The 11,949-nt window shown below is 37.6% G+C and carries 9 protein-coding genes; 7 read left to right on the forward strand and 2 right to left on the reverse strand.

Features of this window, described 5'->3' with window-relative positions; all coding sequences use genetic code 11:
* Nucleotides 1-68 precede the first annotated feature (68 nt).
* Entirely contained in the window at nt 69-779 is a 711-nt protein-coding gene (locus tag JQC92_RS18485) for a phage integrase (RefSeq protein ID WP_205001030.1), read from the reverse strand.
* A 254-nt stretch (nt 780-1,033) separates the two neighbouring features.
* On the opposite strand from JQC92_RS18485, the gene JQC92_RS18490 reads away from it, so the two are divergent.
* From JQC92_RS18490 to JQC92_RS18500, 3 genes are all read left to right on the forward strand, one after another.
* Nucleotides 1,034-2,281: a DNA cytosine methyltransferase gene (locus JQC92_RS18490; protein WP_239480640.1), complete on the forward strand. Its 1,248-nt coding sequence runs from the start codon at nt 1,034-1,036 to the stop codon at nt 2,279-2,281.
* Between the two features lie 66 nt (nt 2,282-2,347).
* Nucleotides 2,348-5,320, forward strand: a complete 2,973-nt coding sequence (locus JQC92_RS18495; protein ID WP_205001031.1) for an ATP-binding protein — start codon at nt 2,348-2,350, stop codon at nt 5,318-5,320.
* 3 nt (nt 5,321-5,323) lie between these two features.
* Nucleotides 5,324-7,108, forward strand: a complete 1,785-nt coding sequence (locus JQC92_RS18500) for a response regulator receiver domain (protein ID WP_205001032.1) — start codon at nt 5,324-5,326, stop codon at nt 7,106-7,108.
* A 21-nt stretch (nt 7,109-7,129) separates the two neighbouring features.
* Here the strand turns inward: JQC92_RS18500 and JQC92_RS18505 are convergent, their stop codons facing one another.
* Nucleotides 7,130-7,819 carry a helix-turn-helix domain-containing protein gene (locus JQC92_RS18505; protein ID WP_205001033.1) on the reverse strand — a complete coding sequence of 230 codons (690 nt, stop codon included), beginning with the start codon at nt 7,817-7,819 and terminating at the stop codon, nt 7,130-7,132.
* A gap of 360 nt (nt 7,820-8,179) precedes the next feature.
* Here JQC92_RS18505 and JQC92_RS18510 point away from each other — a divergent pair, with 360 nt between their 5' ends.
* The 4 genes from JQC92_RS18510 to JQC92_RS18525 are packed head-to-tail and all read left to right on the forward strand — an operon-like array spanning nt 8,180 to nt 11,439.
* A complete protein-coding gene (locus JQC92_RS18510) occupies nt 8,180-8,695 on the forward strand; it encodes a phage regulatory CII family protein (RefSeq protein WP_205001034.1) in 516 nt (171 codons plus the stop codon).
* A gap of 14 nt (nt 8,696-8,709) precedes the next feature.
* Nucleotides 8,710-9,102, forward strand: a complete 393-nt coding sequence (locus JQC92_RS18515; RefSeq protein ID WP_205001035.1) for a hypothetical protein — start codon at nt 8,710-8,712, stop codon at nt 9,100-9,102.
* Nucleotides 9,103-9,158: 56 nt separating this feature from the next.
* Nucleotides 9,159-9,419 carry a hypothetical protein gene (locus JQC92_RS18520; RefSeq protein WP_205001036.1) on the forward strand — a complete coding sequence of 87 codons (261 nt, stop codon included), beginning with the start codon at nt 9,159-9,161 and terminating at the stop codon, nt 9,417-9,419.
* Between the two features lie 22 nt (nt 9,420-9,441).
* Nucleotides 9,442-11,439, forward strand: coding sequence for a replication endonuclease (locus JQC92_RS18525; protein ID WP_205001037.1), 1,998 nt, complete (start codon nt 9,442-9,444; stop codon nt 11,437-11,439).
* Nucleotides 11,440-11,949 lie beyond the last annotated feature (510 nt).

An 11,949-nucleotide genomic window follows, 5' to 3' on the forward strand; every position in this document is an offset into this window, starting at 1 on the left:
TTGACCATAGATCTTGGTTGAAAATTGACATGATGCGTTGCCTTATCTAGTGTAATTTACTGATCAGATCAACGAAACGATAATAAGTTCAATTTCCATAATATTTGTGTAGAAGAGTCAGCTGTTAAACCTTCCGCTTCAGACCATCTGGCACCAGTAGAAAGGCAAATTTTTACAACGGTAACTAAGTGCTCGTACTTTGCGTTTTTGCATTCGTCCAGCAATTTAGGTATTTCTTCAGAGTAGAGGAAAGCCAGCTCAGTATCTTGTGTCTTGAAAGGCTCTAAATCTTCAATTGGGTTCGGGTGGTTCCATTCGCCTAATTTTTTCAATTGTGAGAAAACAGAGTGTAGATAGGCATGTTCGTGATTGACGGTATTGGCTTTGACCTTTGTTCGATTACCCTGCATATCGACAATTTCGCCATCAAGACGCATTTGACGATAATGAGCGAAGTCATTCAGTGTCATTTTGCTTGCAATGGGATCATTCAAACCATTACAAATGAGTTGGAGTTTACGCAAACGATTTTCGGGTTCTGCCAACTGCTGACCATGAAGCTCATGCCAACGGTTAATCAGAGATGACAATCTTCTGTTATCTACTTTTTCGCCCAGCCAAGGCTTATCGTCCACAGTTTTTAGGGTGTGTAACTCAAATGCTTGAGCTTCGCTTTTTGTTGCGAACCTCTTTCTAACTCGCTTTTGACTACGTCCATGTGGGTAGCATTCACACATCCAAGGTTTTGCACTACCGTCTTTTAGGTTGCGGACTGACATTTAAACCTCAAGAAAAAAAGGGAGGGTAAAAAAATTTAATTTCTTAGGGCTATCTATAAGTTGTAATCATAAGTTGTAATCGTTAAAAACTATCAATAGCTTGATTTTCTGTACTGTATATTAACGACATAATCGCATTCTTAAAGGTTTAAGGTTAGGTGTTATTGGAATAACATATTTGTGGGATTGTAGGCTATTGTTGAAAGACTGATATGTGAGCAGTGAATGTCAGTTATATAACAAAAGGCTAGGTTTTGAAGTTTTCTATCACTATAATTCTCGAATCATCTATTTTTATACTTTTAGGTTTTATGGGAAATCAACTTACAGCTATTGATCTTTTTTCTGGTGCGGGAGGCTTCTCCTTAGCTGCGCATCAAAATGGGTTTGATATTTTAGCTGCTGTAGAGTTCGATAAAATGGCTGCAAAAACTTATAGCACTAACATCGTACAAAGGTTAGGCGCAAAAACGCAAGTTTTTAATCAGGATATTAACGATGTTGATGTTCATGGGCTAATGAAATACTGGGACATTAAGGAAGGCGAGTTAGATCTACTCTTAGGTGGCCCTCCTTGCCAAGGTTTTTCGACGCATAGGATAAACGATGCTGGAAAAGAAGACCCTAGAAACAAACTCTTAATTAGGTATTTTGATTTTGTTAAGGCCTTAAGACCAAAAGTTTTTTTAGTTGAAAATGTGCCAGGATTATTATGGAAGCGACATGAATCTTATCTTAATGATTTTATGTCATTAGCAGCACAACATAACTACAAAACCATTTCAGGAGCTCCACTAATCATAAATGCTAAAGATTATGGTGTACCTCAAAATAGAAAAAGAGCTTTTATATTAGCGGTGAGGGAAGACATCATTTCTGATGAAAATATGTGGCCTCCTGAACCCACTCATTTTTCACCTAAAGAAGGAAAAACTAGTTGGCTCACAGCTTCAACAGTCTTTGAACAGCCTCCTAAGAGTATACTTAGCAAGTTAGTTAGACGGTACAAAGAGTTAAATGATTGGTGTCTGTCAGATTCTGAACTATTTGTCAGTAATTTAGTTTTTGGTAAGCGCATTTCCGAAGGTGATCCGTGTAGCGTTCACATGATTCATTCAGATTCTGTTGCTGAAAGATTTAAATTAACACCTTTGAACGGTAGTCGTGAAGATATTAATTTTAGGCTTAAGTGCCATGAGAATGGTTATAAAGGGCATAAAGATGTATATGGACGAATTTTGTTTCATACACCATCAAATACAATAACTACTGGATGCAATAACCCATCTAAAGGACGCTTTGTCCATCCTTGGTTAAATCACGGTATTACCCTCCGACATTCAGCTAGGCTTCAAAGTTTTCCTGATGAGTTTATTTTTTTAGGTTCATCTACTGAGCAAGCAAGGCAGATAGGTAATGCCGTGCCAGTTAAATTGGGTAGTGCGCTTATTGAGCAAATAAAAAAGCACTTTCTAAATTCTAGTTCTAAAAATATGGCATAACGTATTTATTTAAAAGTAAAAAACAAATAGTATTTCATCCTATAAGAAAGGATATTAGGAAATGAAATGCATTCTTCTGTCTCGTTTAAAGCAAAAGCTAGAACGATAGATCATTTAGGCAAAGGACAAATTGCCGACACTCCAACAGCTGTCAGTGAGTTATGGAAAAATTCATTTGATGCTTATGCGCGCGATGTAGCCCTTCATACTTTTGATGATGATATAAAATGCGGTGCCATCATTGATAATGGTTGTGGCATGACGTTCAAACAAGTTATTGATAATTGGCTTGTAATTGGAACCAATTCAAAAACAACCAAAAATGTTTTACCTGAAGCTGATCGATTTGGCCTACCGAATCGAAGTACACAAGGTGAAAAAGGAATTGGTCGTTTATCAGCAGCATTCTTGTCCCCAATTACTCTTTTAGTGACTAAAAAAACTAATACTAAATATTCAGCCGTATTAATTGATTGGAGATTATTTGAAAACCCTTATCTTTCTCTAGATGACATTAAAGTTCCAGTTGCAGAGTTTGATGCACTGCATGATTTGGATGAAATGTTTGAAGAACTGCTGGCTGAACTGAAAGCAAACTTATGCATTCATGCAGTTCCAGAGAACCAAGATGCGCCAGTAAAAGATAAACAAATACGTCAATCTTGGATAGATTTTACTAAAGATGAATTACATCTTAATGATGATCTATATTTTGTGCCAACTGAAAAGAAAGTTCTTGAGTTCTGCGAGAGCTTCGAATTTGATGCTTTCATCATGGAAAGTTGGAAACCTCAGCTTGAAAAAGTTAAAAAGTTAGATGGTGATGAACATGGTACCGCTTTATTTTTATTAGATTTAAATAGGGAGTTATCATTACTTACAAATAGGCAAGACAAAGCAGCAGATGATTTAGAATTATTAGATATTCAGTCAACGCTGATTGATACATTAAAGGCATTTACCGATCCATATTTCGAACGAACTGATTTTTCATATGAAATCAGAACATTTGATATAGGTGGAAAGTCAAAAAATATTCTTAATTCTTTCGATGTATTTAATTATGAAGACTTTTGTTCATTAGAGCATCGAGTTGAAGGTTTAGTCGACGAAAAAGGCTGGTTTAGAGGAAAAGTTACTACTTTTGGAAAACATATTGAGAATGTAATTATTCCTCCTAGTTTTTCTTTTGACTCAGGTTTATCGCAATGTGGACCGTTCTCTATAAAACTAGGGACTTATGAAATGGAATCAACTAAGTCATCATTAAGTGAAGCGGAGCACAGCAAATTAAGAGATAGAGCAGGCGCAGATGCTGGAATCCTAATTTTTAGAGACCAATTAAGAGTTTTACCTTATGGACGTTCTGATTATGATTTTTTTCAAATAGAAGAAAGAAGGGGAAAAAATGCAGGTAGGTATTTCTGGGCGAATAGGAGAACTTGGGGACATATTGGCTTAGATCAAGTTAATAATAGAAAACTAAGAGATAAAGCTGGAAGGGAAGGTTTTATCCGTAATCAGGCAGCAAGAGAATTCAAAGAGTTGGTAAAGTCACATTTAATTTCACTTGCCGACAAGTTTTTTGGGTCAAAGTCAGATGAAAGAAAAAACGTATTATCGATTCTCGCTAAGGAAAAGCAGGCAAGAAAATCTGCTCAAACAAAAGCTAAGACACAAAGCCAAACAACTTTTAGAAATGAGCTTAAGAGTAAAAGACCTCAGTTAGAAGAGGCGATTGCTCCTACGAGAAAAATTTATCAAAGACTAAAAGATAATACTGATATTTCAACTAATGAGTTAATTGAAATAAATGAATCTTTATCACAAATAGAAAAACAACGAGGTGAACTAAAAACTCCGATAAAACCACCGAAGGTAAATGAAAAGCAAGAGGTTCCTTATCGAGAGTACAGAGATTTATATAATGAGTTTTCAGAGATGATTGCTTATGCAGACGAGAGACTTAACTCAATACAATTGCTTTTAAGTAATCAGTCTCCTTTAGAAAGAATTCAACAGAAATTTAATCAAAGACAGGGATTGTTGAATGGACAAGTATCGAAATATGAAAAGCTAATTGCTTCCAAATTAGATACTTTGAGTTCCATCTGGCGGACACAAGCAGGTGAAGATAGAAGCAGGTTTCACGAGCAAGCCATTAGTATTTTAGATAATTCCAGTGAGCAAGATTCTGCAGAAATAAATTTGAATTTAATTGACTCAATTTATACAAACTTAGCAGACTCATTTACAATAAAATATGAAGCAATACTTAGAGCATTTGATCGCTTAGAGCAAGGAATTAACCTTGATTCTGCATTTTCAATGGCAGAAGAAGAAAAAGCTTATTTTGAGGATAAAGCCAAGAAGCTTCAATCTCTAGCCCAACTTGGTATTAGTGTCGAAGTAATGGCACATGAACTTGAGCAATTAGACTTACTAGTAACAAGAGGTCTTAACTCTCTACCAACAGAAACTAAAAGTCATCCCGGTTTCACTACAGCTTATGATGCGCATAAGTCATTAACGCAACAAATTCGTTTTTTATCTCCTCTAAAGTTGTCTGGTTATCAAATGAGGCAAGATATAACAGGGGATATGATTAAGTCTCATGTGAACAGATTTTTTAGGGATCGGTTCGAAAGGCAGCGTGTTGAATTGATTTTTGGAGACACTTTTAAATCAATTGTAATTAGAGATTTACCTTCAAGAATTTATCCTGTTTTTGTCAATATCATCAATAACGCGCTTTATTGGGTATCTCTATCCGAAGTGCGAAAAATCGAAATTACTCTTAAAGATAATAAGGTCGTTATTGGTAATACTGGCCCTAAAGTTGATGAAGATGATATACCAAGACTTTTTGAACTCTTTTATAGCCGTCGTTCAAATGGGCATGGTGTGGGATTATATCTTTGTAGGGAAAACTTAGCTGTAGCTCACCATAAAATTTGGTATGCACAAGATAAGGATGAAATGGTGTTTGAGGAAGGCGCTAACTTTGTTATTGAGTTTAATGGAATGGAAAGGAAATAAGCAATGAATGCAGAATATAATTCACTAATTACCACAACCTTTTGTGATAATGCCATTCGCTCAGTAATGATGATTGATGATGAATATGTTCCTTATCATCGCTTAGTAGATAACCTAACGGATGCAACAGAACTTTCTCAAATTCAAGATTCACTCAAGGCTTCAAATAAGGCCTCGGAAATACAACAGTTTTTTGAAGATAAAAAATTAATATGTGATGTGAGTGATGGATTAGCTAACTTTGACCCTGAAAAGGCTCGTAAATCTGACTTACTGATTCTTGATTATCAATTAGAGAATAGTAGCCCAAAACTGTCTTTATCTATTTTGAAGCAACTTTCAAAAACAAAACACATGAATTTGGTTGTTATTTATACCAACGAAGATTTAAAGCGAGTTTGGCTCGAAATTGCAGCTAGCATGAAAGGGTATAAAAAATTTGAGGTTGAAAAGCAGTTTAAAAATGAGGGGTTTGTAGATATTTGGTATGACAAAACTGAAGAAGGTAGTGTAATACCAGAAGATTGGAATCAGCTTATTGATAATGACTTAGCACAATATTTAAAGAATGGTCGTTTTGATTTTAAAAAGATAAGTAAAGCACTTCCAGATACAGATAAAAGGTATTCGAGCGATATAGCCTTGTCTTCAGCCTGTATAAAGCTCTCTGATTTCGATAAGTTAGGTGATGACTTTGACGATATCGAAATCAAAGGAAGTTTTAATGATAGTCTTTGGTTAAAATTTGGAAATATTTTCGTTGCATTACATCAGAAATCTGAAGGTAATGATGCTCAAAAAATATGGGATACATTGACCAGTTCACTTATCGATTGGCGTCCAAATTATTTCAGGTTAATTTCATCGGAAATTCAGAATCAAATAGAAAATGGTGCAGTGACCTTAAATAGATATTTTGAAAAAGAACATAATTCTCAAGTAGCTTGGCTTTGGCAAATATTAAAGAATAGTGAAGCTGACAGCAGAAAAATTAGAAAGCTTCTTGAAAATAATACTGATTCTTTTAAAGATAATATTATTTTTGGCGAAGAGGTTATCAATTTTTCAAAAAATGTTTGCCAACAATTAATTGATGAGATTGATACATCATCAGATAAAGAGTTGATTGATTTTGCATCTCGCCACGTAAGTAAATCAATTAACACAAGAGACCAAAATTTACCATCTAGGGTTGCCCACGCTTTAAATTGTACACTCTCAACGAAAGATTTTACTTCAAATTATATTACGACAGGCACTATTCTCTATTCTCAAGAAAAGGATACTTGGTTACTGTGCGTAACTCCTGCTTGCGATACTGTTCCAGAGCAAAATAACACAGAATTATCAGAACGGTTATCACCTCATTTTAAGATGCTTAAGTTTATTCGACTAGAAAAAATTAAACTTAACAGTGCGCTGTCAAAAGCAACTGAAGGTACTTATTTATTTTTAGGTGAAGAAGTTACGTTACAGACAAGTTCAACTCCGGATCTAGAGTATGCTATTGCAAAAAATACAGCAAATGCTGACAACGTATTCCAGTTGACTACCTTTAGCACGGAGTCTTATGAGGAAAAAGAGAGAAGTAAAGATAGCGAAGATAAGGATGGTAATGAGCAAGATGAAGATCACGAGGAAAAGGAAGATAAAGTTGGTATTGTAGATCAACTATTTATAGTTAAAGCTCAATTAAAAGATAGCTATGCTGCTAGATATCAAGCATTAGCTAGTCACCATACCGGAAGAATTGGAGTCGACTTTATAAAATTTAATCAGGAGAGTTGAGTTTGCTTCTGTAGTTAAGTTTTACTTTCCATTTAAAACAGAAACCACCTTACCATGCACTTTGGTGGTTTCTTTGTTTACCACGTACGTCTCACCGCTATCATCATAAAAATAAGTATTGCCGTCCGGTTGCTGTTTTAACTCACCGATTTGGTGTGCGCTGTTTACACTGAAGAGGTATTGCCCTTTGGTGATCACTTGGTGGTGTGTGTTGATGAATAGCAGGTTGCCGTTTTGTTCGATGGCAAAGTCATCTTGGGTGATGCCGCAGCGATTATAAAAGTTGGCGTCAACTGTGAGTTCTTCTGTTTTCTGTAACTCACCATTGCTGATTACAAAGATTGATAGCTGAGATAAATTTTCGTCAGTCGGGGAAGCTGAACGATGCAAGATTGGTTTATCAGAAACTTTAGCTTTCGAGTTTTGAAAAATATCAGGAACCCCGTCACCTTCGCCAAAACATAGATACTCTAACGGAACACCAGTAGCTAAACTGATTCTTACTAGCATTTCATAAGGCGTTGTATTTCGGGTTTGCCATGTTGAAAAGGTGCCAGGGTGCGTATCTAAAACTTCAGCTAATTCAAGACGGTTACGAACACCGAAAAGCCGAATAAGCCTCTCAACAATGGTTTTACCACCATCGGCTTCAACTTGTTTAATTAACGATTGATGAAAATCTGAACTTTTTATCTTGACTAGATTGCTCACTGGATCAATAATCTCTTTCGTTCGTTGAATTATCGCCTCTCGCTAGCATTCCCCAATACGCACGAAAGGCAGTTGTGATAAGGATACATATAAATGAGTGAAATTGCGATTCAAATAGCTGTACCCTACTTGACAGTTGAGCAATATTCTAGATTTTCAGGCATTCCTGAGAACACGATACGCTCTATGATCCAGCAAGGCCGGCTCCCTATCAGAAGTAAAATCAAATCCAAAGAAAAACCCTTGATTAATTTATTGGCTCTTATACGTGAGGCTAATGACCAAGTAATATAGCTTTCTTTTCGTCTGAACCACTTTATCAGTCAAAAGAAGTTTAGTTCACAATTTGAGGTAAACGCTATGTTTGCAAGTGATAAGTTTGAACTCAATCATGTAAACAGCGCATACAGGGAGTTTGCAGCAGAAGAAAATCTCAAGGAAGTCGCACAGGCCGCTGGCTTCCATAGCCCGCAGACATTACGCAATAAACTATGCATTGAGCATAGCCATAATCTAACGGTTAATGAACTGGCAAAAATCGTAAAGGTTACTGATAACCGTTGCATTATCGACGGCTTACTTTTAGAAGTAGATTGCGAGCCATCTATCGCTTTCCAGCATTTCCAATCAATTAAACCTACTACCTTCAAAGACAGTTTGGTTAAGGCTTATATCGAGCTTGGTATTCTGTCTGATTTGTGTGAACAAGTGAAAGAGTCGAGAGGACTGAAGGCCAATGCTCGAAATCGTGTTATCAGGCAATCAATTAACTTAATTAACGAGTTCAGACGCTTGATTTACCACGTTGAGAGTAATTTCTCAAATCACACTGCTGTTACTGGCCGAATGTCCACAAAGCTCAAAGCGGCTTCCTGAATGGAGGATGTATCATGTTCAAAGTTACAGATAACTCCACTGAGCTTAGGGAGCAACAATCAGCAAATGAATGCGAATTACCAATTGCAGAATTGGCGATTAGAAGTATGCGCTCAAGGCTTGGGCGTAGCAGTATCGCAAGTCATTACGATAAACTGAGTAAAGATCAAAAGTTAGTGTTGCTGCACTCTGCTGGCATAAATGCGAACTTACTTTGGGATTATCGGTTTGAACAGTTCAGCCGCAGCCAACGAAACGAAATCCGCCATGCGATTATTGATATAACCAACCTTGCTCATGCGTTTGAAGGGATAAACCTGAGTAAAGAGCAATGCTATTTTCAGCCAACTATCAATAGTAGCTTCAAAAATGTTTCTTCCCGATTAATCAAATCTTCTAGCGGCTGAAATCTAGCAATAAGTCACTAACACCTATCAACTAACTTTTTTATAGGAGTACGCCCATGTCTTCCTACGCCTTTGATCTATCTAAAAATCAGCATGTAGCGATGCGCCGCTTGATGGCTGAAATCTACAACAAGTTTTGGACAGCCATTCGTCATGACCAATTTAGTGCTGCGCACAATTATGCAGGCATGGCGTCGGCCTTAGTTCGAGTATGCTTAGTCGTGCTCAATGACTTTGAGCTTTATGAAATGTGTAACTTACTGAGTGATGTGCTTTATGTGCAGCTCGATTATCACGAATGGCATAAAGCTGCGTGAAGCTGCTGAGAGATGAACCGTTATGGACATCAACGAATTTGAAGAGCAATCAGGCATATCACTTTCAGCAGTATTTAAAGGTACTGATGAAGTCGACTTGAACCACATCATTGCTTATCTAACCGTTATTCCAGATCAACTCGCACATCCAATTTTGCTCGACTTTATCAGCCGCTATCCCAAGTTATCTGAGCATCAAATTGAAACCTTAAAACGTCAGATTCAAGTAAAAGCTGACTCGATTAAAGTCAATTTAAAATGGATGACTGAGCAGCTGCAACGAATACCAGATGCATCAGCAAAAACGCTTACAAAAGAATACCTCAGAAGATACAAAAAATACCCAAATGGACGCAGTGCCAATATCTGGCTCAGAAAAAGTATTGAGTTCATTGATAAGGTTATCCGTAAGTTTCCGATCCCGCTTTATCACTTAAATTCAGAAGTCAGACGCAGTGACATAGCCAATGAATGGGCGAATCGCTGTTTAATGGTGTTGGAAAATATCACCGAGCAACGAACCAAGAAAGTTGATGCCATCGAACTCATCAAAGCCGTAAAACAGCCTGCGGATATGTGGGGCTTCTGCCCGCCATTACCTGACTTAAAAAAGGTTGAAAAGAAACAACAGAGAGATGCGGATATTTCAGACGAACTCGATACCATTGCCAAAGCACTTGCCCGATTAATAGATGAAAGTTGGTGGCATAATCAACTTGAAAGAGCATACCAGCAGTACAAAGAGCACGCCGCTATTATTGTCGGTAAAGTTCGTGCTGGCGTGTCGCCTTATGTCTCTTACAAAACCCTCCAAGAATATCAAGCTCGCAAAAAAGCCAATACCGAATGGCTGAAAATGATGATGCTTATTAACGAGCAATACGAATTAGAATTGCCGTTAATGGATGCGGTTAATGCTTCAATTTCTAATCCTGAAAATCGGCGTGTTGAATTGATGGTGAGAATGCGAGGTTTCGAGCAATTGGCCGCAGAGCATAGTTATGTTGGTGAGTTTTATACGTGGACAGCACCGTCGAAATATCACAGCTGGATAAAAGACGATAATGGTCGTAGTCATGCTAATTCATCATACGAAGGCGCCACGCCGAGATCCACACAAAAGTACCTTTGCAAACAGTGGGCAAAAGTACGGGCTAAGTTTGAACGGGAAAAAATAGAAACCTTCGGCTTTCGGGTTGTCGAGCCACATCACGACGGTACTCCACACTGGCACTTACTGCTGTTCTTTAAACCGGAACAAGTCGTACTCGCAAGGCAAATAATTTGTGAATATGCCGTCCAGCACGATAAAGAAGAACTGAACATTAAGGATGACAACTTTACGCCTGATGATTGCAGTCCACGCTTTGATTATAAATCCATAGATCCAACCAAAGGCAGTGCCACAGGTTACATAGCCAAGTACATCGCTAAAAATATCGATGGTGCTTATGTCGATGTTGATTACGAAGCTGAAAGTTCAGGTAAACATGCGGCAGAAGGTGTTGCAGCTTGGGCAAGTACATGGCGGATAAGGCAGTTTCAACAAATCGGCGGTGCGCCAGTTACAGTATGGCGAGAGTTAAGGCGGCTGAGAAAAACGATTCCCAATGACGATATTTTAGAAAATGCCCGAAAAGCCGCTGATGCCGCTAATTGGCAAGGATACATAGAAGCCAATGGTGGCCTTGGTTGTAAGCGAGGCGCACGCCCAGTAAAACTCGCCAAAATCGTCAACGAAGCCGCCAACCGTTACGGTGAGGACATCATAAAAATCATAGGCGTTATAGCTGATGTAAAAGCTGAAACGCACTTAGAAGGCTGGGAGATTCATAAACCGAAAACTGAAAGTGCTGAACCTAAAGTTGATGGTGAAGCCGAGAATGCTGTTTGCTCGTTAAGCAGCGACAGCTGCGTCTCTTGGAGATCTGACAATAACTGTACGGGAAGTAATATTGTTAGCAGTTTCAAACAGCAATTATGTAATAATCCTCAAGCTGTTTTTCATAACACTGGGTAAAATGAACACTACAGTTCATTTATCAGTGGTTGCTTGTTTTATTAATTGTACCGATGCACGTTTACTCATCATAAATTACACTCGATAATTGCGCTGCTTAGATACATTTATGTGCTTCTAATTAATGTTTAAGTAACTAATTTCTGGACATAAACGTGTTTCGGTTTCGGTTCGTAATCAAAAGATTGCATTAGAAAAAGTATCTCTAAAATCAAATTTCTGAAAGCTACGACTAGCCCTAAAAAACAACTTAGGGCTTACATCAGATGCGCACAACGGCCGTTATGGTAAATAGGACTCTGCTTATTTTTTGATTAAAGAACTGTTCCAGTTTAATTAGTCATCGTTAATATTGTCGAACATCCGACCTATAGTTCCTAATTGTGTTTAAAAATCAGTGTTCCTGTGTTTAATCTCTTAGGGTTCAATTCCCCGCAGCTTGCTGCGTTTTGTAACCGAAAGTCTGAGCGAAGCGAAGATAGCTTGCTGCGGGGATTATTTATTTTCGAA

The sequence above is a fragment of the Parashewanella hymeniacidonis genome (assembly GCF_016900895.1).
GTDB classification, from domain to species: domain Bacteria; phylum Pseudomonadota; class Gammaproteobacteria; order Enterobacterales; family Shewanellaceae; genus Parashewanella; species Parashewanella hymeniacidonis.

Coding starts and splice junctions, on each gene's coding strand:
- JQC92_RS18485 (WP_205001030.1), bottom strand. CDS start 779: ATGTCAGTCCGCAACCTAAAAGACGGTAGTGCAAAACCTTGGATGTGT.
- JQC92_RS18495 (WP_205001031.1), top strand. CDS start 2,348: ATGCATTCTTCTGTCTCGTTTAAAGCAAAAGCTAGAACGATAGATCAT.
- JQC92_RS18500 (WP_205001032.1), top strand. CDS start 5,324: ATGAATGCAGAATATAATTCACTAATTACCACAACCTTTTGTGATAAT.
- JQC92_RS18510 (WP_205001034.1), top strand. CDS start 8,180: ATGTTTGCAAGTGATAAGTTTGAACTCAATCATGTAAACAGCGCATAC.
- JQC92_RS18515 (WP_205001035.1), top strand. CDS start 8,710: ATGTTCAAAGTTACAGATAACTCCACTGAGCTTAGGGAGCAACAATCA.
- JQC92_RS18520 (WP_205001036.1), top strand. CDS start 9,159: ATGTCTTCCTACGCCTTTGATCTATCTAAAAATCAGCATGTAGCGATG.
- JQC92_RS18525 (WP_205001037.1), top strand. CDS start 9,442: ATGGACATCAACGAATTTGAAGAGCAATCAGGCATATCACTTTCAGCA.